Source organism: Pseudomonas sp. B21-023, from assembly GCF_024749165.1.
Lineage (GTDB): Bacteria > Pseudomonadota > Gammaproteobacteria > Pseudomonadales > Pseudomonadaceae > Aquipseudomonas.
The window spans coordinates 4,385,437-4,409,104 of sequence record NZ_CP087190.1 but is presented as its reverse complement, the minus strand read 5'-3'; the positions used below and the strand labels follow the sequence as shown (position 1 = coordinate 4,409,104).

Annotated in this window: 22 protein-coding genes and 1 tRNA gene; 10 read left to right on the top strand and 13 right to left on the bottom strand. The window is 59.1% G+C overall.

The window, feature by feature from the left end:
• Positions 1-14 precede the first annotated feature (14 nt).
• From bamC to LOY42_RS19725, 5 genes are all read left to right on the top strand, one after another.
• Positions 15-1,130 (top strand): outer membrane protein assembly factor BamC, encoded by a 1,116-nt coding sequence (gene bamC, locus LOY42_RS19745; RefSeq protein WP_028692996.1) that lies wholly within the window; start codon positions 15-17, stop codon positions 1,128-1,130.
• Positions 1,131-1,889 carry an MBL fold metallo-hydrolase gene (locus LOY42_RS19740; RefSeq protein WP_046856745.1) on the top strand — a complete coding sequence of 253 codons (759 nt, stop codon included), beginning with the start codon at positions 1,131-1,133 and terminating at the stop codon, positions 1,887-1,889.
• Between the two features lie 29 nt (positions 1,890-1,918).
• The gene (gene purC / locus LOY42_RS19735) at positions 1,919-2,629 is read left to right on the top strand and encodes a phosphoribosylaminoimidazolesuccinocarboxamide synthase (RefSeq protein ID WP_258598929.1); all 711 of its coding nucleotides are present in this window, start codon (positions 1,919-1,921) and stop codon (positions 2,627-2,629) included.
• Positions 2,630-2,720: 91 nt separating this feature from the next.
• Positions 2,721-2,810: transfer RNA gene (locus LOY42_RS19730), tRNA-Ser, on the top strand.
• Positions 2,811-3,055: 245 nt separating this feature from the next.
• Complete coding sequence (locus tag LOY42_RS19725; RefSeq protein ID WP_258598927.1) at positions 3,056-3,349, top strand: hypothetical protein; 294 nt, start codon at positions 3,056-3,058, stop codon at positions 3,347-3,349.
• Between the two features lie 181 nt (positions 3,350-3,530).
• On the opposite strand, the gene LOY42_RS19720 is transcribed toward LOY42_RS19725, so the two are convergent.
• From LOY42_RS19720 to LOY42_RS19680, 9 genes are all read right to left on the bottom strand, one after another.
• Positions 3,531-6,086, bottom strand: a complete 2,556-nt coding sequence (locus LOY42_RS19720) for a fimbria/pilus outer membrane usher protein (protein WP_258598925.1) — start codon at positions 6,084-6,086, stop codon at positions 3,531-3,533.
• Positions 6,087-6,173: 87 nt separating this feature from the next.
• Positions 6,174-6,926: a molecular chaperone gene (locus LOY42_RS19715; protein ID WP_258601288.1), complete on the bottom strand. Its 753-nt coding sequence runs from the start codon at positions 6,924-6,926 to the stop codon at positions 6,174-6,176.
• A 72-nt stretch (positions 6,927-6,998) separates the two neighbouring features.
• The gene (locus LOY42_RS19710) at positions 6,999-7,598 is read right to left on the bottom strand and encodes a fimbrial protein (RefSeq protein WP_258598923.1); all 600 of its coding nucleotides are present in this window, start codon (positions 7,596-7,598) and stop codon (positions 6,999-7,001) included.
• A gap of 115 nt (positions 7,599-7,713) precedes the next feature.
• On the bottom strand, positions 7,714-8,361 hold the full coding sequence (locus LOY42_RS19705; RefSeq protein ID WP_198754980.1) for a response regulator: 648 nt from the start codon (positions 8,359-8,361) through the stop codon (positions 7,714-7,716).
• Between the two features lie 68 nt (positions 8,362-8,429).
• On the bottom strand, positions 8,430-11,645 hold the full coding sequence (locus LOY42_RS19700) for a hybrid sensor histidine kinase/response regulator (protein ID WP_258598920.1): 3,216 nt from the start codon (positions 11,643-11,645) through the stop codon (positions 8,430-8,432).
• An 88-nt stretch (positions 11,646-11,733) separates the two neighbouring features.
• Positions 11,734-12,927: an EAL domain-containing protein gene (locus tag LOY42_RS19695; RefSeq protein WP_139673090.1), complete on the bottom strand. Its 1,194-nt coding sequence runs from the start codon at positions 12,925-12,927 to the stop codon at positions 11,734-11,736.
• Positions 12,914-15,742 (bottom strand): ATP-binding protein, encoded by a 2,829-nt coding sequence (locus LOY42_RS19690; RefSeq protein WP_139673087.1) that lies wholly within the window; start codon positions 15,740-15,742, stop codon positions 12,914-12,916. Before LOY42_RS19690 ends, LOY42_RS19695 begins: the two co-directional genes overlap by 14 nt.
• A gap of 57 nt (positions 15,743-15,799) precedes the next feature.
• Complete coding sequence (locus LOY42_RS19685) at positions 15,800-16,789, bottom strand: fimbrial protein (protein WP_258598917.1); 990 nt, start codon at positions 16,787-16,789, stop codon at positions 15,800-15,802.
• 24 nt (positions 16,790-16,813) lie between these two features.
• Entirely contained in the window at positions 16,814-17,524 is a 711-nt protein-coding gene (locus LOY42_RS19680) for a molecular chaperone (protein ID WP_232968077.1), read from the bottom strand.
• Positions 17,525-17,730: 206 nt separating this feature from the next.
• On the opposite strand from LOY42_RS19680, the gene LOY42_RS19675 reads away from it, so the two are divergent.
• Entirely contained in the window at positions 17,731-18,075 is a 345-nt protein-coding gene (locus LOY42_RS19675; RefSeq protein ID WP_256591397.1) for a hypothetical protein, read from the top strand.
• A gap of 220 nt (positions 18,076-18,295) precedes the next feature.
• On the opposite strand, the gene LOY42_RS19670 is transcribed toward LOY42_RS19675, so the two are convergent.
• On the bottom strand, positions 18,296-18,520 hold the full coding sequence (locus LOY42_RS19670; protein WP_094010063.1) for a hypothetical protein: 225 nt from the start codon (positions 18,518-18,520) through the stop codon (positions 18,296-18,298).
• Between the two features lie 543 nt (positions 18,521-19,063).
• Between LOY42_RS19670 and LOY42_RS19665 the strand changes: the two genes are divergently transcribed.
• On the top strand, positions 19,064-19,543 hold the full coding sequence (locus tag LOY42_RS19665; RefSeq protein WP_028692998.1) for a hypothetical protein: 480 nt from the start codon (positions 19,064-19,066) through the stop codon (positions 19,541-19,543).
• A gap of 11 nt (positions 19,544-19,554) precedes the next feature.
• Positions 19,555-19,797, top strand: coding sequence for a hypothetical protein (locus LOY42_RS19660; RefSeq protein ID WP_139673079.1), 243 nt, complete (start codon positions 19,555-19,557; stop codon positions 19,795-19,797).
• A 180-nt stretch (positions 19,798-19,977) separates the two neighbouring features.
• Here the strand turns inward: LOY42_RS19660 and LOY42_RS19655 are convergent, their stop codons facing one another.
• Both LOY42_RS19655 and LOY42_RS19650 read right to left on the bottom strand, forming a co-directional pair.
• Positions 19,978-20,340 (bottom strand): addiction module antidote protein, encoded by a 363-nt coding sequence (locus LOY42_RS19655; RefSeq protein WP_139673076.1) that lies wholly within the window; start codon positions 20,338-20,340, stop codon positions 19,978-19,980.
• Between the two features lie 2 nt (positions 20,341-20,342).
• On the bottom strand, positions 20,343-20,576 hold the full coding sequence (locus LOY42_RS19650; protein ID WP_139673073.1) for a type II toxin-antitoxin system RelE/ParE family toxin: 234 nt from the start codon (positions 20,574-20,576) through the stop codon (positions 20,343-20,345).
• A gap of 435 nt (positions 20,577-21,011) precedes the next feature.
• On the opposite strand from LOY42_RS19650, the gene LOY42_RS19645 reads away from it, so the two are divergent.
• Together LOY42_RS19645 and mqo are read left to right on the top strand one after the other, a co-directional pair.
• Entirely contained in the window at positions 21,012-21,203 is a 192-nt protein-coding gene (locus LOY42_RS19645; protein ID WP_023630554.1) for a DUF4223 family protein, read from the top strand.
• Between the two features lie 327 nt (positions 21,204-21,530).
• Complete coding sequence (mqo, locus tag LOY42_RS19640; RefSeq protein WP_139673070.1) at positions 21,531-23,168, top strand: malate dehydrogenase (quinone); 1,638 nt, start codon at positions 21,531-21,533, stop codon at positions 23,166-23,168.
• Between the two features lie 121 nt (positions 23,169-23,289).
• Here mqo and LOY42_RS19635 read toward each other — a convergent pair whose 3' ends face one another.
• A complete protein-coding gene (locus LOY42_RS19635; RefSeq protein WP_102681700.1) occupies positions 23,290-23,625 on the bottom strand; it encodes a helix-turn-helix transcriptional regulator in 336 nt (111 codons plus the stop codon).
• Between the last annotated feature and the right edge of the window lie 43 nt (positions 23,626-23,668).

Genomic DNA, 23,668 nt, shown 5'->3' with positions numbered 1-23,668 from the left:
AGGAAGTACACCGCATGAAGCGACTGGCTGGTCTTTCCGCTCTCGCCCTGATCATTTCCAGCACCAGTGGGTGCGGTTGGCTGTGGGGCGAGGATGGCTATTTCCGCGACCGTGGCAGCGACTACCTGCAGGCGCAGCCTACCGCGCCGATGCAGCTGCCGCCGGACGCCAGCAACGTCAAGCGCCTGGATCCGCTGCTGCCGATCCCGCGCAACGTGGCCGACGATCGCGCCACTGGCGAGTTCGAGGTACCCCGTCCACAGCCGCTGTCGGCCACCGCCGACATCAGCGATTTCAGCCTGCAGCGCAGCGGCAACAGCCGTTGGGTGCTGGCCCAGCGCTCGCCCGCCGAAGTCTGGCCGGTGACCCGCCAGTTCTTCGAGGACAACGGTTTTCGCATCGCTGAAGAGCGCCCGCAGACCGGCGAATTCAACACCACCTGGCAGCGTTTTGACGAGCTGTCGGCTTCCCTCGGCCAGCGCCTGGCCAGTACCTCCAGCAGCCCGGACAGCGAAGTACGTGTGCGGGTGCGCATGGAGCCCGGCGTGCAGCGCAACACCTCCGAGGTGTATGTGGTCAGCGTCGAGCGCCCGGCCGGCAGCACTGCCGAGCCTGACTTCCCGTCCGCCTCCAGCAACACCGGCACCGACGCTCTGCTGGTCGACGAAATGCTCGCCAGCATGAACCGCAGCGCCGAGAAGGGCGGGTCGGTCTCGCTGCTGGCCGCGCGCGACTTCGATGCCCCGAGCCAGGTCAGCCTGAGCGAGGACGGCAGCGGCAACCCGGTGCTGTTCCTGGGGTCCGACCTGGACCGCGCCTGGTCTGGCGTCGGCCGTGCCCTGGAGCAAGGCGAGTGGCGCGTCGAGGACATCAACCGCAGCCTGGGCCTGTACTACATCAACCTGTCCGAGAAGCCTGACGACAAGCAGAAGGAGCCTGGCTTCTTCAGCCGCCTGTTCGGCAGCGAGCCGAGCAAGGAAGAGCGTGAAGCCCGCGCCGAGCGCTATCAGGTACGCCTGAGCAAGGTGGGTGAAAACGTCCAGGTGACCGTCGAGAAGAACATCAACACCGTGGCCCCGGCCGATGTGGCCCGCCGCGTGCTGAGCGCCATCCAGGACCACCTGGGCTAAGTGCGCTTCGCGGTTCTGGGAAGCGGCAGCCAGGGAAACGGCACGCTCATCGCCAGTGGTGACACGGTCATCCTGGTCGATTGCGGCTTTTCCCTGCGCGAGACCGAGCGGCGCCTGGCGCTGCTCGGGGTTTCGGCCACGCAGTTGAGCGCGGTGCTGGTGACCCATGAACATGCCGACCACGTGCATGGGGTGGGGTTGCTGTCACGGCGCTACAATGTACCGGTCTACCTCAGCCAGGGCACCTTGCGCGGCATGCGCAAGCCGGTGGAGGTGGCCGGTTTTCTCGGTTGCGGCGATGTCGTGCAGATCGGCGATCTGCAGGTCAGCGCGGCACGGGTCGAGCATGATGCCTACGAACCCTTGCAGTACGTGATCAGCGACGGTCGCCGCCGCTTCGGCATGCTTACCGACCTGGGCAGCTACGACGCGCAGTTGTTGGAGCGCTATCAGGGGCTTGATGCCCTGCTGATCGAAGCCAACCATTGCCGCGACCTGCTGGCTCGTGGGCATTACCCGCGCTTTCTCAAGCTGCGGGTCGGCGGCAGCCAGGGACATTTGAACAACCACCAGGCCGCGAGCCTGGTGGCCGAGTTGGGCTGGCAAAACCTGCAGCACCTGGTGCTGGCCCACCTCAGCAGCAAGAACAACCTGCCACATCTGGCCCGCCAGTGCTTCGTCGACGCCCTCGGGTGCGATCCGGACTGGCTCCAGGTGGCGAATCAGGATCAAGGGCTCGACTGGCGCCAAATCGCCTAGCCCACCTACTCAAGCAAGCGGAGCCCATCATGGAAAAACGCGACGAACTCTACCGCGGCAAGGCCAAATCGGTTTACAAGACCGACGACGCCGACCGCTTGATCCTGCTGTTCCGTAACGACACCTCGGCGTTCGACGGCAAGCGCATCGAACAACTCGACCGCAAGGGCATGGTGAACAACAAGTTCAACGCCTTCATCATGCAGAAACTCGAAGAAGCCGGCGTGCCGACGCAGTTCGACAAGCTGCTGGGCGACAACGAGTGCCTGGTGAAGAAGCTCGACATGATCCCGGTCGAATGTGTGGTGCGTAACTACGCCGCCGGTAGCCTGGTCAAACGCCTGGGCGTGGAGGAGGGCATCAAGCTGGAGCCGTCCACCTTCGAGCTGTTCCTGAAGAACGACGAGAAGGGCGACCCCTTCATCAACGAATCCCACGTCGTCGCCTTCGGTTGGGGCACCGCCGAGCAGTTGGTCGAGATGAAGAAGCTGTCGCTGAGAGTCAACGAAGTGCTGAGCAAGCTGTTCGATGACGCAGGCCTCTTGCTGGTCGACTTCAAGCTGGAGTTCGGCGTGTTCCACGGCCAGATCGTCCTGGGCGACGAATTCAGCCCGGACGGCTGCCGCCTGTGGGACAAAGAGACCCGCAAGAAGATGGACAAGGACCGCTTCCGCCAGGGCCTGGGCGACGTGATCGAAGCCTACGAAGAAGTTGCCAAGCGCCTGGGCGTGCCGCTGTAAGCGGCGCGTTAACGCAAGCGCCTGATACCACGCGAATTTTTTTCAAAAAAGGTTTGCCAGAAACGAAATCGCTGGTATGATGCGCGCCATTGGAGAGATGCCGGAGTGGTCGAACGGGACGGATTCGAAATCCGTTGTACTGGCAACAGTACCTAGGGTTCAAATCCCTATCTCTCCGCCATATTAAAGGCCCCGAGCGCTGTATAGCCCTCGGGGCTTTTTCGTTTTGGAATTTTGGGGGAATTGGGGGAGGGTGATATTCCCTCAAGCGTCCGCTGTCATCCAACCAAGGCCGAGCACACGCTGCCGCTGACTGCTCAGACCTGTGCGCTGCTACCGGCGCCTCCAGGCGGCCCAGTGCTACACCGGTCCGCTGCTGTGCACCGGCAGCCACGGCGCCCCCTGAGTCCCAGTAAGGCCAACACCTTGTTCACCGAGCTCGCCCAAGGCGCATGGTCGGGCCACGACCTGTGCAAGGTGGCGTGCACCGCCTGGATCGACCTCGGCGTGGACTACATGGTCGGTGAGCTGCTGCTCAACCACGCCCTGAAGGACCTCAACGCCACCTACATCCACACCACCGCCGAGGCCCTGAAGCGCTGCGCGCTGGAGGTCTGGCAGCTCGATCAGCACGGTTTCGCCGCGCTGCACGCCAGAGACATAGGCGAGACAGGAAACCCCACCACCGCCCGCCGACGCCAGTGCCGACGCGGGCTGTGACGGTTTTCAGGATCCATCCCGATGGAGGATGCAAATTTGAATATCAGGTTACTTAAACAACTTCCCGAACTGACGGTGCAGCTCTATCGAGGCTTGGTCACCAACAGACTTCATGAGCTTCCCATAGGTCTCGACAGCACCGCACTATTGCTGATTGACCCTTTGCCCATGGACTCTGCTATCACGGCTGGCATACCAGGCGCTGGCGCTCATAGTTCACCGCCTTGTCGCGCGCCGGCAACTGGTAGGGCGCCGTGCACTCTTTCTCGCCCCACTTAATGATCAGATTGCCCTGATCCTGCTCCACCAGCACCAACGCCTTGCCGCTCGGGTCGGCAATTGCCAGTTGTTTGCCCTCGCCATCCTCCACCGAAGCACCAAACGGCATTCGTTCGCCGACACTGTCGAATAACTCGAACTGAACGCGGCGTCCGCTTTTACCGGTATAGCGGGCAACCACCACGGCGCCGCGGCGCGGTACTAGCTGCTGGGTGGCGTTGTCGATCTCGATGTCGCCGCCAAGGTCGCGGGTGTCTAGGCTGATCCAGTTGACCCGGTACGGTTGTGCATTGGGGATCACCGCATAGCCGTTGCGCCCGGTTTCAACACCGCTGTAGCTGCTGACTTTTGCGCCCGTCACGCCGGGCACTTCTACCAAGGCGAATGTCTCACTTACGGTCTGGCCGAGGTTTATGCCGCCTCGGTGGGCCACCACCGCACCGGCGAGGTTCAGGTTCTGCGAATCGTAACCGCGTCCTTGGCTGTAGCCCAGGCTGATATCGGCCACCGAGGTGCGAGTATTCAGGTTGGCCGAGGCGGAGCTACCGCTGGTGCGGCTGTGGCCGCCCTGGATCGAGTAGAAAGTGTCGCTGTTTTCAGACAGGTAGCCATTGATGCCCGCCTGGGTGGTGGAGTTACCCTTCTGAGTGCTTGTGGTGACGAACGCACGCGGTGCTCGCACTCGACTGCCCAACGGGAACGACACCGAAAGATTGAACTGGGTGTCGTCGCTTGATGGACCGGAGGGGCCCAGGTCCTTGGTTCGGCTAACGTCGATGTTGTATGTCACATCTCCCCAGTTGTTACTGTAGCCGGCCGAAAGGCTCTGTGAGCCGCCTCGGTTCCAGTAGCGCTGATCGATGGCGGTCAGGTACAGGCTGCCGAACTCGCGATTGCGCCCCAGACTCTGGTTGACGGTCAGGTCGGTACGGGTTTTGGAGTTGCCGCTGCGCTTGCGCACATCGGTGCTGATGTCCTCGATGTGATTGGTGATGCTGCGAAAGCCCTCGGTGGAGTAGCGGTAGGCGGCCAGGGTGAAGTTGGTGTCGGTACCTGTGAAGGTCTTGGCGTACAGCGCCCGAAGGCTGTTGCCTTGGGTGGTCTCGCCCTGGGCTTTGCTTGAGGAGTGAGTGATGTCGAGGGAAAATGCGCCCAACAGGGTGTTCAGGCCGCTGCCTACGGCCAGTGCCTTATAGTCATCGGTGGCTTGCAGGCCGATGACGCCGGTTAAGGTGTTGGACAGGCCGTAGGCCAGCGTAGTGCTGAGCATCTGCGGTGTGGCCAAGCCTTCGCTGTTGCTGTTGTAGCGCCCTGCGGACAGGCTGTACTTGACCTGGCCGCTGCGCACCATCAGAGGCAGGCTGGAGAACGCCTGAACGCTGGTCCGCCGACGACCATCGGCCTCGATGATGGTGATTTCGAGGTCACCATTCGAGCCGCTGGGGTAGATGTCGCTGATCTCGAAAGGCCCGGGCGGCACGTTGGTGGTATACAGCACGTAGTTGTTCTGGCGGATCTCGACCGTGGCGCTGGTCTGTGCCACGCCTCGTACCACTGGTGCATAACCGCGTTCACTGTCGGCCCGCATGCCTTCGTCCGAGGCCAGTTTCAGGCCCCGGTAGCGCACGCTGTCGAACAGGTCGGAGTCGGTGAATATTTCGCCGGCGCTGAACTGGCCCTTCAGCGCGGTCACGTCGTGTTGCAGGTAACTGCGGTTGCTTTTGAACGTATCCGGCCGGCCGGTGCCGCTGCTGAAGTTCGACTCGTTTCGCAGCCGCCATCCGCCCAGGTTGAGGCCATTGCGCAGGCTCAGGTTGTTGGCGGTGCGGGTCTGGTCGTCGCTGGCGCTGCGGCTGGTGTTGAATTGGTAGTTGACGAACGCTGCGGACACTCCGGCATCCCACAGTTGCGGGTCGACGTAGCCGCGCAGACCGTGCTTCATCGCAACTTGCGGGATGCTCGCGGCCAGGCGCAGGCGGTTCGAGTCGTAGCTCAGGCTGGCCTGGTCGATGAGTGTCGGCAAGTCATGGCAGGCTTGCTCGGTGTTCAGGCGCCCCTGTGCCTTGAGCTTGTCCATGTCGATGCCCAATTGCTCAAGCAGCTCAAGGGTCAGGCACGGCTCAACGCGCCCCGTCTGCTCATTGCGATTGAAATCGATGTCACGTCGGCCCACCAGCACCTCGTTGCTGTACAAGTCCACTCGATAGCTGCCCGGCAGTACGCTGTTGGCCGACAGCAGCAGTTGCAGGTCGACAGCGGATTGTGCGCCTTGCAGGAAGGTGGTGTTGAAACCTTGCATTTGTATGTCGGCGTCGGCGGCAGCCAGTCCGGGCAGGGCGGTGCATATGACCAGAGACAGGGCGTTGCGCTGCCAGGTCGGGCGAGGTGTGCTGCGATTGAACGCGCGCGCGCCTGCGTCGGCGCCGCGTACGGGGCGAGCTGCGATGGACAGAGACATACGAGGAACCTATTTCATGTCCCGGCACGGACTGGGCGCAGGGAGGCCGCACGCAAACCGGCGGCACGAGGTAGGGCGCGATAATTTTCAGAAGGCGATAGTGGTTTCTGCGGGTTTGGCGTTAGCGGCTTGGGTAGTGCTCAGTTGCACTGAGTATTTGTGTTGGGCGCCATAGTCGTTAATGTTCTTAAATGTAAGTGTCATCGTGCTTTGCGCAGGCGAAAGTGCTGACGTGAAAGTTTTCTGAGTGCCGGGCGCGATCATTGTCGAGTCGGCGGTGAAGATAGTTTGTTTACCTGACTTAACCTCGATATCAGCCATGGATACGTGATAGAGGCTGGGATTTTTAACTGTCAGTTGCGCTTTATCCCCAATCGGGGTTATTTGCCAGACCAATTGTTCCGGCGCCAGTAGGGCATTGCCAGGCAAATTTGCGGGGCGGAAAAAAATCTTGATACGCTGGCGTACGGCTAGTTGCAGGGTGTTGGCCTGGCCACTGGCTTGTGGAATTTCCTGGACGTTCAGCCAGACCACCGATTCGCGATCAGTCGGCAGGCCTTGGCCTTCATAAAGAATGCGCAGTAGTTGCTCTTGCTTGGGCAATACCCTGGCCAGCGGCGGGGTAATGGCGAATGGCACTTGTGCCAGCTCACTGTCGCCGCTATCTACCCAGGATTGCACCAGGACTTCCTGGTTGCCGTTGCGCACAGTGACGTTTGCTTCTTTATGCGCACCGTCGAACACGACGCGAGTGGCGCTCAGGGAAATGCTTGCAGTTGCCTGGGCGGCGATGAGCATGCCCAGCAACCCGAGAACGGAACAAACAGAACGAAACAGCATGGCGGGGCACCTTGCGGTATGAAGAAATGGCGAGGCCTGTTCGGCCTCGCGCATGGAACACCTGCTAGGTGATTACTCGTATTGCAGGATGAAGGGCAGGGTGGCGTCACCACGACCGGCGGTGGCAGTACCGGCGGCGCCGGTGGTCACGTAGGCTGCGGAGAAGCTCAGAGTTGCATCCCCACCCTGTGCGCCGGTACCGTGCACGTCGCTCTGGATCTTCGCGGTGGCGGTCGAGCTCAGGTCGATCAGGTTGCCGGCGGGGTCGAGCAGGGCGATGCCGACGTTGGCGGCCGTACCGGTACCCTTGGTCAGAGCCAGGACCTTTTTACCAGTTACCAGGCCCGAACCGCCGCTGTTGGCGTCGAAGACCATGGATACCTTGGTGCCCACGTTGCAGTTGACATTGAGGTTGAAATCCTTGCCAGTGACGCGGCCCGATGCCGGGTTTTCGGCGGTGCCCATGTCCTTGATCGAGACGGTACCCATATCCACGGCGATTACGCGGTCGGCATTGGCGCCATCGACCGAACAAGCGTCATTGTTGATTACGCCGGTGAAGGAAATCTTGCCGCTACCACCTTTGACCGGGCCTGCAGGTTCTGCGGCAAAGGCGCCGGCGGAGGCGGTGATCAGCGACAGGGTCAATGCGGCCAAGGAAAACTTTTTCATGTTGATGTCCATGCGATTATGAGTAAGTGCTGCATGTAAAATGCACGCTTACGATAGGTCGCATGGCGTTACGGGGACATCAGACGAATCTTAATGATAGCCTGATGCCACTTGTTCAATTAAAAATATTACCGGCTAGACAATAGGCTAATAGTTCCTGGTCGCTGGTAACGTCCAGTTTACGCATGGCGGAGACTTTTTGCGCGCTGATGGTCTTTGTGCTGCGGTTTTGACTGCGGGCAATTTCACTCACACTTTGCCCGGCGACGAACAGGCGCAATATTTCGAATTCTTTCGGGGACAGGCTCTCCACCCGTTGATCGATCGCGGTAGTACAGGCTATGACCGAGTTTCTCGTGGCCTCCTGTGAGCGGTACGTATTATTTCGCGCGATTGCGTTAAGGGCTTTTTCTATTTCACTGTGCAACTGGCTCTTTTGGATGACACCCTCGACCCCGAGCTCATGCAGTCGTGTCAGAATCAGCGGGTTGGAAATCATGGTCAGTACCAGGATGCGTACCGCTGGGTAGTGGCGCTTGAGGTAGTCGATCAGTTTCAGGCCGTCACCATATGGCGAGTCGGCCGGCATGTTGTAGTCGGAAATGACTACGTCCACCGCCTGGCGTTCGAGCAGTTCGATAAGCCCTTGCGAGCCAACCGCTTCACCGACCACGCAGAAACGCGGGTCACGCTCGACCAGTTCGCGCACGCCGAGCAGCACGATGGGATGATCGTCAGCGATGATGACCTTGAGTTTTTCCATTAAAAACGACCCGTTAGCCGGTGCGAATGGGAGGGGTATTCCATTTGTGTTCGGTGCCAAGGTGGATTCTATTCGAGTGAGGCGAGGATTGCTGTCAACCTGGTCAACACCTCGTCCACGCGCTCGACCAGAGAGGCATCTATCGGTGCGCCGAGCAGTGCGTTCTCCAGGGCGCAGCACTGTTCGGCAAGGGCTCGGGCTTGGACTGCGCCCAGTGCGCCTGAAATGCTGTGCAAGCGTTCGATGAGGTGCTGGCTGTTGCGCTGCTCCAGGGCTTGGAGCAGGTGATTCATGTCCTCCTGCATGGTGCTGATGAATAGCGTGCGCATCGCCGGAGATAGTTGCACGGTGTCGGCGGGCGCGGGGGCGCCAATGGGCTTGTGCTCGTCACTGACGTTGCCACTGACGGTCAGCGAGTCCGGTCGGCACACTTGCACTAGGTGGGTGCGCAGTGCTTGCAGGCTCAACGGCTTGACCATCCAAGCATTCATGCCCATTTCGAGACAGCGCTGGCCTTCTTCGCGAAGCGCATTGGCGGTAACACCGATGATCGATATCTGTGTGTCGAGTTGACGCAATGTCCTGGCTAGTTCGTAGCCGTTCATCAAGGGCATGTTCACGTCGGTCAACACCACATCGAACAGGCCAGGTTGCCACTGCTGCATGGCTTGCTCGCCGTTGGCAGCAACGACCGCGCTGCAGCCTAGTGCTTCAAGCTGTTCTTTCAGGATCGCTTGGTTGATCGGGTTGTCCTCTGCCACGAGCACATGCAAGTTTAGGGCGGTACGTTGTTGCTGCACTATCACATGGTTTTCTGTCGTATCGCCGTGGCGGACCTGGTCTATGACTCGGGCGATTGCGCGAACGTCGTGCATGTTCACATGCCATCGGCCGTTCTTGAATTCGGCGGGCACGGGGCCGTCGCTACTGGCGCAGATCCGCTGGCCTTGCCAAGGTTCACTGTTCGTGCAGTCGAGCATGTCTACCACCAAGGCCTGGGCGTTGTCCTGCTCCTGTGAGGGGATCGTCAGGGTCGCGGCGATGCCCAGCCGCTGGAGCCAGTCGACGCAATGCTGTGCCAACTCGGGTATTGGCGCACGGACATACACTGGGGTCGGCTCGGGCACCAGTGACGAGAAGTCGCCCAGTACACCCTGTGCCAATGGCAAGCTGACCTTCAGTGAGAAGCTACTGCCCAGGCCCGGTTCGCTCACCACCTTGATTTGTCCACCCATCATGTCCGCCAGCCAGCCACAGATAGGCAGGCCTAGGCCTGCTCCACCTTCGCTGGTTGCATCCATGACTTGATAGAACAACTCAAAGAGGCGGGCTTGTTGGGCTTCGGAGATACCGATACCGCTGTCGGTCACCTGCCATTCTAGGCTGACCTGGGCGGCATCGATCGCCAGTACGCGAGTACGTAGCACTACCCGACCAGTATCAGTGAACTTGATAGCGTTGCTCAGCAGGTTGTTGAGAATCTGCCGGATGCGTATCGGATCGCCCACTACTTGGGCAGGCAGGCGGGCATCGGTGCATGCATAAAGCAGAAGGCCTTTACGCTTGGCAAAAGCGCAATAGGTGCGCAGGGTGTCCTCAAGCATGTCGAGTGGGCAGAATGCCAAGGGCTCCAAGGCCATCTGGCCAGACTCGATTTTGGACACATCAAGCACGTCGCTGATCAGCTGAAACAAGGTTGCCGAGGAGCGCTGAATGGTATGCAGGTAACCTTGCTGACGGCTATCCAGTTGTGTCAGTCCGAGCAGCTCGAGTGTACCCAGTACGCCGTATAATGGGGTGCGGATTTCATGGCTCATGGTCGCTAGGAACAAAGTCTTAGCCTGGTTAGCAGCGTCGGCGGCGCGGCGGGCATCTTCTAGCGCCTGGGCGTCTTCGATGTGGTGAGTGACATCGTTGAAGGCCAGCAGCTTGACGTCCTCACCATGATAACGAGTCGAGACAAAGCCGACTTTGAAATGGCGACCTTCGATTTGCACGTGATCTTCTCCGCTGGATATGTTGCCCAGCTGAGGTGCAAGCGTTTTGATCAGATCACTGGTGCTGTTCCATTTTTGGGCACGCTGGTTTTCCAGCAGCAAGGTATGGTCGGCATTACGCACTACGCAAAGTCCGGTCGGGGCAGTGTCTATGACCACACGGCTGAAGGCTTCGCTCTCGGTAATGGTTGCGTGTGCGGCGCGCGCAGGAATGATGACCCGCCACTGGTACCAGCGGATGGCCAGCCGGCCCAGTCCGAATATGACGAGGAAGATTACGGCCAGGCTGACTAGCGACCAGAAGGCATAGCGGAAGAAATGCTGGTAGGTCACGGTGTAAACCGCGCTCCACCCGCCGCCTGCGTGTTCATACAGGCGGAACACCAGGCCATTGGCCTTGAAATTCAAGCCTTCGTGCAGGTCAGCTAGTGACAAGGCGTCGCCAATGAGCGTCCTGCCGGACGGAGTGATCAAGGTAAAACGGTCATACACGGTCCAGGCCATGATGCGTTCGAAGTCGTTGATCTGGGCTAGGTCGACCAGCGATGCTATTTGGAACCTGCCAGCGCCTGCGCGGGTCGGGCCCAAGGGAACACTCGTATACGCCAGTAACCGCGCTGGGGACGCATGGTCGGGATGGGGGACGTAGCTGCGCCAGATTACTGCGTCATTCTGCGACCACGCGCTCTCTTCGGGCATTCGCATGGCCACTTGCTCGACCACCTCCAAGAATGGCTCGTTGCCACTTATTGTTTGACCCCGACCACGGCCGGCTGCAGGCACTGCAATATCGTAGTGCATGCTCGGCGAAAACAGGAACACCTGGGGTGAGCGGTAATGGGCAGCAGACCAGAAGCTACTGTAGAAGGCCGCTAGGTTTGCGCCCTGGCTGAAGATGCGCGGCATTTCGCTGCTATTGACCCGCTCTGAGTCAAGCTTGACGCTGAACGGCAGGGTAAACGGGAACGCCTGCCCCTGGAAAATCCCCTGTCCTTCTTCGGGCAACGGCGTTAACGCTGCATCCAATGGGCGGTGGCGTTCAAGCAACTGACCTTCGACGCTTTGCCGTACCAGGGTCCTCAGGAAGTACTCCTGCTCGCGGATGTTCTCCATCAGCCTGGCGAAGTGAATGTTCACCGTGTCGTTGTGTTCGTCGACCAGGCGCTGGAGTGACCAGATGCCGAAAGCAATCAATAGTAGAGCCAGCCCCAGCAGCGCGGTCATGCCTTTGTTCAGGCGTAATGAGCTGCGGGCTAGGTTGTCCAACAACGCGTTGTACTTTTTCATGGAGAACGGGATCCACAAGACCTGGAGGGCGTCGATATCAAATGGATACTACCTCCGATGCTCGGCCTCCACAGCGGGTCGCTATAGGTTAAAAAGTCAAGGGAGGGCCGTCGCTGCGCAGTAGGCGCTGGAACTGTTCCGCCGATACGGCATGGGAGATTAGGAAGCCTTGTACCTGATTGCAGTCGACCTTGCGCAGCAACTCAAGCTCTTGAGGGGTCTCGACGCCTTCGGCGACCACCGTGAGGCCGAGTTTGCGGCCGAGGGCGACGATGCTGGCTAGCGCCGAGGACAAACTTTCGCTTTCATCGCAGCGTTGCACCAGCGCCCGGTCAATCTTGAGTTCAGTGAAAGGCGTCGATACGAGACTCATGTATGAGCTATAGCCCTTACCAAAGTCATCCTGAGAGAGACCGAAACCTTTCATTCGCAGGCGGCATGCGCCTGCGTAGAAGTTGCTAAGGTCCTCTGGAACCGAACACTCCATCAGTTCGAAGCACAGCTTACCGGGCACCCCCTGGTGATGCAGGACGAATTCCAGAAGTCGGTCGGCCAGGTCGTGGCTGTTCAGTAGATGGGTCGGTAGATTGATTGAAACTGGGATATCGTAACCTTGCTCGCGCCAACGCGTCTGCGCATCCATGGCCTGTTTGAGCATTACCCACAACAGGCGCTCCTCCAGGCCGAAGGCGTTGAGGGTGGGGAGAAAGGCGCTGGGCAAAAGCACACCTTGCTCCGGGTGCATCCAGCGCACCAGCGCCTCGGCCGCCACAATACGGCCATTGTGTAAGGATTTCTTGGGCTGGAACCACGCCTGAAACGCGTGGTTGTTCAGGGCATCAACTAATGTCTGCCGGTTGAACTCAAGCGTGGTGGGCTTAGCTTGCACGGTAGCTTGCTGTCGCAGCAGTAGTTGATCGATGAGGCTGCGCAAAGCAGCGGGCTCGACTGGTTTGGAGATCAACCCGAGAACGTCTACTCCGAGGTTTTTGGCCACGAGGCTCGCGGCCATGAGCATGCGCCGCGAAGCAGCACTCATGATCGCTAGGCCTGGTTTGTGCGGCAGGCCGGTTAGGTGCTGGATGAACTGCACGCCATCCATGCCCGGCATCAATAGGTCGGTCAACACCAAGTCGAAATTCTGTTGACGCAGGCGCTCCAGCGCTTCCTGGCCATCACGTGCCGCCTCCAGCTTGAAAGCGCCCAGTTCGTTGAACAGGTGCTGCAGGTACATATGCTGGAACGGGTGGTCTTCGACGATCAGGATGTTAAAGGGCTTCAAAACGGCTACCTCTATACGCGGCCAGGCAGTTAAACAGAGCTTGTAGGTTGAAAGGTTTGATCAAGCAGTGGTCCATGCCGGCAGCCAGACACAGCTCTTCCTCACCGCGCAGTGCGTTGGCGGTGGCACCGATGATGGGCAGACTGCAACCTTGCCTGCGCAGGGATCGGGCAAGGTCATAGCCGTTCATGATCGGCATGTTGACGTCGGTCAGAACCAAGTCGAATGGCTCACGCTGCCAGCTCTGCAGTGCCTCATCGCCATTGCAGGTCAAGGTCACACTGCAGCCCAGCTCTTGGAGCTGATCGCGTAAGATCAATTGGTTGATGACATTATCTTCGGCAACCAGCACATGTAGCCCGAGTGGTTCCGGCGCGTCCGTGCTCGTCGAGAGGGCGCTGCGGGGGCGATGCAGGCCCTGGGCCTGACTGATAGCGTGATGAAGCGCGCCCAGATCGTTTATGTTGACCTGCCATTGGCCGGCATCATTACGGGCCTCCCAGCCGCCAAATGCACTTGCCACGATACGCGGACCGTCCCAGTCTGCCACCAGCCACTGATCGAAACTGCCGGGATGCAGCTCCAGAAGCAGTCCGGCAGGGGCATGGCTGCCGGTAGACGCCACGCCGATTTGGGCGCGTGCGCCCCAGCGGCACAACCAACCTGCGAAGGTTTCGGCTAATTCGTGGATTGGCGAGACCACCTGGATGCGTTCCGCCAGCAGGTTGAAGGGGGCAAGGGTCGAGGCGGCACCCGCGGATACCACCTCCAGCGGCAAGGTCAGGCTGAAACTGCTGCCCAGGCCCAATTCGCTGACAAGGCGCAACTGGCCATTCATCAATTGCGTCAGGCGCTGGCAGATGGCGAGTCCCAGACCTGTACCGGGAACTAGCTGTGTGTGACCGCCACTTTGGTAGAAGGGGTCGAAAATTGATGCGTGATCCTGCTCGGCAATACCTTTGCCAGTGTCTGCGACCTGCCACAGTATGGACGAACGCTCGCCCTCGCGATGAAGCAGCCTCGCCCGCAGCACCACCCGTCCACAATCGGTAAATTTCACAGCATTGCTTAGAAGATTGTTAAGTATCTGGCGGATCCGGTTGACGTCGCCTAGCAAACGTTCGGGTAGGTGCGGATCCAGGCAGCCATACAACTGTAAGCCTTTGTTCCTTGCCGCCGCGCTGTAACTCTGGATCACTTCCATGGCCAGCTCCGGCACGCAGAACTCGCTGTGCTCCAAAGCCAATTGGCCGGCCTCGATCTTCGATACGTCGAGTACATCGCAGATCAGTTGCAGCAGTGTCGCCGACGAGCCTTCGATTGCTTGTAGGTAGTCGCGCTGTTGCCCATCGAGCGCGGTGCGTGACAGCAGTTCCAAAGTGCCGAGCACACCGTACAGGGGCGTGCGGATCTCGTGACTCATGGTGGCAAGGAATTGGGTCTTGGCTTCATTGGCACTGTCGGCCGAGCGTCGGGCATCTTCCAGAGCGGCTTCGATCCGCTTGCGTGCACTGATATCGCTGAAGACGCAGAGAACGACGTCCTCGCCTTTGTAGCGGGTTGGCGCACAGCTGAGGTAGAGATGCCGGCCATCACTGGTTTCGAAGTAATCGCTACCCGCGATATTTGGCACGGCGAACGCCTGATCAATCCACGCTGCGCTGCGTGATTCGCGGGCTTCGCCTAGCCACTGCTGGGCCAGGTGATTTTCCAGCACCACCTGGCCGTCGCTGCGACGCAGCACGCACAGGGCGACCGGCGCGGTCTCAATCACGTCACGGTTGAACAGTTCGCTCTCAACCAATGCCCGTATGCGTTGCACCGTCGGGGTGATGAACCGTTGTTCGAAGCGGCGGATCAGCAACAGCATCAGGCTGATGCTGAGCAGGCAGAATAGCAGGGCGCCCAGCAGCTGTACCCAGAGCTCCGAGAGAATGGAAAGCAGGTCGATCCCATATACCAGCTGCCAATCTGACGACATCAACGGTTTGTTGATGACCAGGTACTCCGGTAACAACCCCTGGCCGATGAAACCGAAAAAGTCACTGCCCTGGTGGGCTCTCAACATCTGGCTCAGCGCCTGGTCGGAGCTGTTGCTGAAGACCAGCATGCCATCGGCGTTGTACATCATGAACTTGCCCGAACTCGCGTCATCCAGGGTCGGGGATACTTCACGGCTATCAATCTCCAGGCCCAGCCAACCGGATTCTGGGTCGCGCTGGTCCAGGCGCTGGAAAATGTAGAGGTGCGTATGCTGCTCATCTTTGTCGGCCAGCCATAGCTCATTGACCGTGGCTGGCAGACGCCTTTGCTCGGTTTGCAAGCGCTCCAGCAGCGCCGTGGACGGGGTATGCGCGTGCGCAATGGTGCTGTACAGCCAGCGCGCCTGGGCCTGAGGGCCAGCGCCGACGTACAGCAGGTTGACCTGCTTGGCGCGAAGGTAGTCGCACATACGTTGACTCAGCCACAGGCTCCATTGTTGGCCCGGCTTGTTGCCCAGTAGCAGGTGCACCTCCTCGCTGGGTGTCTGCGTCATGTGCGTTACGCCTGGTGCCGTTCGAGTAATCGCCGAGAGGCTCAGGCTTTCTAGCAGCGCTTCACGGTTGGTGAAGAAGGTGTGCGCCTCGGCAATCGCACTGCTCATGTAGCCGCGGCGCTGGGATATTTCGGTATTGAAGCTGAGCAGCAGAAAGCTATAGGCACCACCGAGAATGCCCGCCGACAGTACAAGCGCCAACAAGCGAAGCAGGTGGCGAGCGGCTTCCGGGTTGGAGAACAGTGGGTTGATCTGCTGCAGGTAGGTTTTCAGTCGCATGAAGCGACTTTAGATACGGAGGTGGCAGTACGACATCAGACGATCCTTAAACCGTGGCTACTTGAAAAACAGATCGACAAGGGCCGAGGCTTCGAACGCTCCAGGGGTTGCCGGGGCACGCCAGACAAGGTCGGCGCGGAATTCGTTCCGGATCAACCCTGGCGTCGTTAGGTCGCTGAGCTTGAACCAGTCTCCGAAGGGGACCGGCTGATTGCTGTCCTGGCGCGTCAGAGCGATACCTACGGAGGTGTTCTGGGTCGGTACTAGTAATTTGTCGATGACACTTGCCGTACCGGCGACGGGTGCGAAGCGGGCGTTGACCGCATAGGGGGTATCGCAGTTTCTGATCAGGTCGAGGCTGAAGTTGGCTGAACTGGCAACTTGGCCAACTTGCGCCGAACTGGTCAGGGCTCGGCGGAAGTTGACCACGGACGGTGTGATGGTCAGTTCAGGTGAGCAGGGAACGAAGCGGATGTTGTTCATGCCGGTGATGACATAGTTCAGGTTGCTGTCAGGCTTTGGGTTCAGGCCACCCTTGCCGTCCAGTTGAAAAACCCGGTACTCGCTTGCGGTACTGGCCTGTCCGTTGGCTGGCGTTTTGCCGAATTTTTCAATGAAGACACTAAAGTTCAGGGTGAATCTTGCTTTGTCCCACCCTGTGCAGTTGGCCCAGTTGCACCCGTAAAACGAGCTGTAGCCCGTGCTAATAGTCCCCGAGGCTTGGGTGATCACCTGTGATCTGTAGCGAATACCCACTCGTATCCCCTGGCCGACACTCACCTTGGCAGGGTTGATGTAGAAATAGACGGTTTCATCCAGACCCATCTCGTAATCATCCGCACAGATCACCGGCAACGCGCGTTCGCTCGACTCCCAGATGATTGTTCTGTCGGGCGCGTCGGCTGGCACAGCTAGCGTGGTGCCCAGTGCCTCCTTAAAAACGGCTGTCTTGGAGGGGTCGAGTTTGCACGACAGCGCGTAGCTGGTGGTGGGACATGCAGCGGCAATTAGTAGTAGGCCCAGCAGGTGTTTCCTGATCGGTGGCATGGGGAGCATCCTGTGGAGGTGTCATTACGGCAGCGACGCGCTGTGGCTCTGCAGCAGGCCGCTGTCGGCGATTTCGGTGAATGCGACACGGCTGCCGGCAGGTACGGGGGAGTGCGTGTCGAGGGTAATTGATGCGCCCGGTTGGAGCAGCACGTAGTCTGTTAGGGGCTGATGAAGGCCTGGGCCTTCGAGTGCAAGATCCACCAGCGAGAGGTGAAAGGCACTTCGGTTACTAATTTCGATACGCTGTGAATGCCGATGCCATTGCAAATCTCGCACTGCATCACTGGTCGAGCCCTGCAGCCCTGTAGGGCGATAGAACAGCTTGAGTCGTTGTCGAATTGCGAACTGCATGCTGTCAGCGTGTTCGGGCTTGCGCGGAATTTCGAGGATGTTCAGCCAGAACATCGACTCCCGATCGGTGGGCAGGCCCTGACCGGCATAGAGCACGCGCAACATTTGGTGGCCTTGCGGGGGTAACAAGGTCAGAGGCTGGACAATAGCGAATGGGATATCGTCACCGCCTTGCGGGTCGCTGACCCAGCTCTGCATGACGGTCTCCTCGCCACTGCGATTGACAACGTTGATGCTGGCTTCCCTGTCCTGTCCAAGGTAGATCAAGCGGGTGCCTTCGACCTTGAGCTGCGCCCAGGCACTACTCGCCAGGCATAGGGAGGCGAGTAGTGCCTGGACGGCCTTGAGCGAAAACAAGGGGAAGCGCTGCGGTGTAGGCAAGTAACGGCTCCGGTGAGGCTGACTGGGGTAGTCAGGAGCCATGCTAGAAGCTGATAGTCCTGTCGGCTTTGAGACGTTTCTTAAAAGGTCTCGATGTGCATCCACTTTTCGTTATCCGCTTTGTGAGCGGGCTCACACCTTGGTCGGTGCTTGTCACCACTTATCGGATAGGCTGAGGGCAAGTGGGTTCACTGGGGAGTGAAGCAATGAACATAAAGATCTTTGCAGTATGCGCAATGAGCTGCTTGGGGGCGGTAGCGCAGGTGCACGCAAAAAGCGATATAAGTTCGGGGGTGCTGCAGTTCACTGGCAGCATCGTTGAGCCTTCCTGTCGTGGGACTGCGGGGGATTGGGGGGTTCGGCTGGATGAGTGTCCATCAGGGACTCTTGGCAGCCACATCGATGTCCAGGGCGTGGAAAGCGAAGGGGGGGCTGTACAGGTGATCAGCGCTGGCGCACTTGACCGTACCACTCAGCGTTACACGCTGGTTGATGCCGGCGGTAAACAGCTCTCACAAGGTAATTATGTGGTCATTCTGACGTCGCCTTGACACCCTGCGGTTTTGCCCGGGAGATTGCAGGCAGCGTGTGGTTCGAGCGCTGCGGACTGGTCTTACCAAGTCATTATGCGAATTGCTAACAGCTGGGTTTGGGATGAGGTGCGCTCCCGGCAATGTACCTCGCTTCCAAGCAGTTACCTTTCTTCGTACCTGGCGGGCGTTCCTGTTGATCTGAAAGCGTCAGGAAGTTTTGACACAGCGTTCGTCGACCTCAGCAGGCCGACAAAGCTGCGTAACGCTGCGTGATGTCCTTGGATATCTTTCTCAACGCCCCTGCCTCACTGTGAAGCAGACTTATGATGCCGACAACACTGGTGGCCTCGGCTGTGCTGAGCTTACGTAAAATCATCAGCAGATCGCTGGCACAGCTTTCGCTCACCGATGCTGACTCGATCAGACGCAACTGCAGGGACTGGATACTATGTATGGAGTTCATGGATCTACCTTTTGGTGCGACGTGGCAGGGAAGGCCAGTCTGTCTGGCTCGAGACCGTTTTATCTTTTGGCAGGCCTCCGTCCAATAAGACAGGTCTGAATTTTGATGGTTTAAGCAGCCCACGTATCAGGAATGTCTCGATCTTGGGGGAATTTTGGGGAATGGATCCCCCAAATCATGTGGAGTGCTGTTGTGTGGCTATGCGTTTAAGATATTAATTTTATTGGATTTTTCGTAAATCAATAGAATTTATTTAGGGACGAAAACGGATTCGAAATCCGTTGTACTGGCAACAGTACCTAGGGTTCAAATCCCTATCTCTCCGCCATACATGAGAAAGCCCCGAGATTAACGTCTCGGGGCTTTTTTCATTGTTCCTCTTTTTTGCAACGACTTCGTCAATAGCCGGTATTGGCGTCTGGGCATTGAGCGCGCAAAGGGCTGGAGGCAGCAGGAAAATCGCTGATGGCAACCTGCCACGATTTGCGGCCGCACCACCTGTCGTAGAGAATCGCGACCTTTGTTTTCGTAAGGATGCGTGCAATGAAGTTCGAAGGGACTTTCCAATACATGGGCAATCACGGGATCGTCTTCAACGTCTCGCAGATCACCCTGACCGACAGCGAGCGCGGGCGTTTGCGCGAGCTGCATTTCGGCGAAGCTAAAAGCGCCCACTACGAGGTCAACAGCAAGGTCGTCGAGACGTACGACAGGATGCTGGCCAAGGGGTTGCCATGCGTGATGAAAATCGGCATCTCCAAGCCGCTGACCCGACAGCAGGGCGATACCCTCAATGCCCAGCGCACCAAGGTCGCCAACCTTGCCGCCTCGGCGTTTGCCGCCGCCGCCAGTTCTGTAGCATCGCCGTATGTTGGCGTGCCGGTGGGCGCTGGGGTGCGTGCCTATGCCAATGACGTCCTGCCCACCTACCATGCCGGCGATGTGTTGGTCAGCATCGAGGCGCAGGTCAATGGCGGCATCGGTCCGCAGCACTCCACTTCGACCCTGATCATCAAGACCTGAGGGAGGCGCCTGTGTCCGAAATTACCTATGCGGTCATCGCCCTGGTGCTTTATGGGCTGCTGGATCGGTTCCTCAGGCCCTACCCGCTGCGCAAGTGGCTGGGGGTGGCGCTGGTGGTCGTGGGTTTCGCCGGTTGCATTGTTGTCAGCCAAGCCCGTTTGTTTGGGTTGGACCTGGGATTGCTGTCGGTCCTTGCCACGGGGTTGGGCGTAGGCCTGTTCGTGAGGCGACGGCGATTCGAGCAGGTCGGTTGATGCGATAAAGGTCTTTACCGATATCTTTGCATAAAGCCCCGTAGTTCGCGCTACGGGGCTTTATGCATCAAACAGCGGGGCTGTTGGTTACTGCGTGGGAGACATCTTGCGACAGTGCTTTGGCCATGCCGGTTCGACTCTTTTCAGGCAACTCCGTTTTCAGTTCATGCCCTTGCCTGTTTATTGGATTCCCTTGTTGCAGGCGTTGGCGGTCTCGAGCGGCCTGACCGTCAACTCCACCCCTAGTGCAAGCATCAGCTTCTGGACGGTAGCGAAGCGTGTCTTGTCCCCTCCCTTGAGCGTTTTATAGAGCGACTCGCGGTTAACACCTGCATCCTGGGCAAACTGATTTACACCGATGGCCTTGGCGACTTCACCGATGGCCTGCATCAGCGTCTGGGCATCGTTGCTGTGCAAGGCTTCTGCAAGGAAGGCGGCAATGGTTTCGGGGTTGTCGAGGAAGCGGGAGGCCTCGAAGCGGGTTGTGTTGCTCAGTTCCAGGTCAAGGATTGGCATATCGCCAGACTCGGCTTTTCTATTCATCTTCATTTACCTCGCAGGGCATCGAGAATTTCCTTCGCTCGCTTGATGCCTCTGCCTTGATCAGTTTTGTCACTACCGTAGAGCATCAAATAGCGCACCATGCCTGTGCGCACATAGTAGATGCGGTAACCAGGCCCGATGAACACGCGCATTTCGCTGACACCGTTGCCGACGGGGTCCTTGATGCTATCGAGCCAGGATTCGAATTCTGGCGTTGTGTCGATCAGGTTGCTCATGCATGAAAGTAGCCTACTGGCTACTCCTTGTCCATGTGGGGGATTTTCGGATCAGGCGCCAAGCCGGACGACGCTTGATTAAGCGCAGTGACGGCCTGAGGCTAGAGAGCGATTCGCTCGGTTGCAACGCTTTGAAGGAAGGGGACATTCGACTCGGAAAAGGACTACGGGCAGAGGGAAGTCCATGCTTTTCAGTCCGGACACGCATCAGTCCCAGGGAATCAAGCTATTTCCGGTAAGGGCGATCTGTGCGAACCACGCCAACCTGTAACGTTTTAGCAAGTGGTTCAACTCACTTAGTTGCCGTGCCAACAACTTGTTAGTTGACCCTCGTCAACGAGGGCACCTGTACTAGTGCCTTTCATTCTCACCGCCATTTCCCGTATGATCCGCGCGCCATCCGTTTGATGGTGGATCATGGACTAAAGGATTTTTATGAAAAAGCTGATCAAAGCTACTGTCGCTGTTGCTGTCGTTTCGGGCGTTGCCCTGCTGTCCGGCTGCACCGGCCAGGTCTACAACCAGCCTAAGAACTGCTCGTACGACTACCTGTTCCACCCATCGGTTTCCATCTCCAAGATCATCGGCGGCTGCGGCCCGATCGATAAACTGCCTCAGCAGCAGTAATCTTGGGATTACCCTGATCCGGCCGTTCACGGCCTGATCCAAGACCCCCGACCATGGATGTGGCCGGGGGTTTTTGTTGTCCGGGGCGTGGTGGCTTGTCGCGTGGCAACCTGTCGTATTGACGTCCCGGCCCGCGTTTGTTTGTGCTGGCAATTCGGTTACAATCCGTCAATCGTTTCAGCCTTGTCGGTCAATCCGACCAAAGGCTGGCACGTCCAATGTCTCTCTGGCTGCTGAACAATGATCACAACAAGCCTGCGCTGAAGAACATGGAATACCTGGGCCAGCCACAGGCCCACCCTCCGTTCTACTGACTGGAATCGATCAATGTTCAAGAAAGCTGGCAAGACCTTGCTGGGTCTGGCTGTCGCGGCGAGCTTCATGCAAGCGCACGCTGCCGACACCAAGAAAGTCGACGTGCTGCTGGTTGGCGGCGGCATCATGAGCTCCACCCTGGCTGTCTGGCTCAACGAGCTGGAGCCAAGCTGGTCGATGGAGATGGTCGAGCGCCTGGACGGCGTCGCCGAAGAAAGCTCCAACGGCTGGAATAACGCCGGTACCGGCCACTCCGCGCTGGCCGAGCTGAACTACACCCCGGAAGACAAAGACGGCAACGTCAACATCACCAAGGCCATCGAGATCAACGAGTCGTTCCAGATCTCCCGCCAGTTCTGGGCCTGGCAGGTACGCCAGGGCGTGCTGAAGAACCCGCACTCGTTCATCAACACCACCCCGCACATGAGCTTCGTCTGGGGCGATGACAACATCAAGTTCCTGAAGAAGCGCTACGACGCCCTGCAGGCCAGCCCGCTGTTCCGCCCGATGCAGTACTCCGAGGACCACGCGCAGATCGCCAAGTGGGTCCCGCTGATGATGGAAGGCCGTGACCCGAACCAGAAGCTGGCGGTCACCTGGACCCCGATCGGCACCGACGTCAACTTCGGCGAGATCACCCGCCAGTTTGTTGGCAGCCTGCAGACCAAAGAGAACTTCGACCTGAAGCTCTCCACCGAAGTGCAGGACATCACCCGCAACGAAGACGGCTCCTGGCACGTCGAGTACAAGAACCTGAAGGACGGTACCGAATCGGCCACCGACGCCAAGTTCCTGTTCATCGGCGCCGGTGGCGGCGCACTGAAGCTGCTGCAGAAGTCGGGCATCCCCGAGGCCAAGGAATACGCAGGCTTCCCGGTAGGTGGCTCGTTCCTGGTGACCGAGAACCCGACCGTTGCCATGCAGCACATGGCCAAGGCCTACGGCATCGCCTCGACCGGCGCGCCACCCATGTCGGTACCGCACCTGGACACCCGCGTGCTGGACGGCAAGCGCGTGATCCTGTTCGGGCCATTCGCCACCTTCTCGACCAAGTTCCTTAAGAACGGCTCGTATCTGGACCTGCTGAGCAGCGCCACCACCCACAACGTCTGGCCGATGGCTCGCGTGGGTATCGACCAGTACCCGTTGGTGGAATACCTCGCCGGCCAGCTGATGCAGTCTGACGACGACCGTTTCGCAGCCCTGCAGACCTACTTCCCGAACGCCAAGAAGGAAGACTGGAAGCTGTGGCAGGCCGGCCAGCGTGTGCAGATCATCAAGCGTGACGAAGAGAAGGGCGGCGTGCTGAAGCTGGGCACCGAGGTCGTGGCTTCCCAGGACCGCACCATCGCCGGCCTGCTGGGCGCCTCGCCAGGTGCCTCGACCGCCGCGCCGATCATGCTCAACGTGCTCGAAACCGTGTTCAAGGAGAAGGTCGCCACCCCTGAGTGGCAGGCCAAGATCAAGGAAATCGTGCCGAGCTACGGTACCAAGCTGAACGACTCGGCCGCTGCCACCCAGAAAGAGTGGGACTACACCGCCGAAGTGCTGCAGCTGGAGAAGCCGCCGGTGCTCGATCAGAGCGTCAAGACCACCGCCGTCCCAGGCGCACCGGTCGAGAGCAAGCCTGCGAACGACATGGCGCTGTAAGGCCCATGCTTGCCGGGCTTGCCCGGCAACACTAACCACGAGGATCGCCCTTGGCGGCCTCGTGGTTTTTTTGTGCCTGGACTATCGATAGGAACGGCTCCCGCCGCTGGCAGGCCGGGGTTCAACGCTGCTCGAGAATGCTGCCCAGCAACCCTGGAAAACGGCTTTCGAGCTCATCGCTGCGCAACGAGTTCATGTGCGTGGTACCGACATTGCGGGTGTACACCAGCCCCGAGTCACGCAGTACACGGAAGTGATGGGACATGCTCGACTTGGGCCGGCCGCCGTCCAGCTCGCCGCAGCTGGCTTCGGCGACGCCCGCCAGGCGGCGCACGATTTCCATGCGCACAGGGTCGCTCAAGGCGTAGAGCAGGCGCTCCAGCGTCAGGTCTTCGGGGTTGGGGTGGGTATAGGCTCGCATGGCCAACATGATAACGGGGGTTTCACAAATTGCCATAGTTCGAATATGATCGAACAATCGTATCCAACCCCATCCCTGG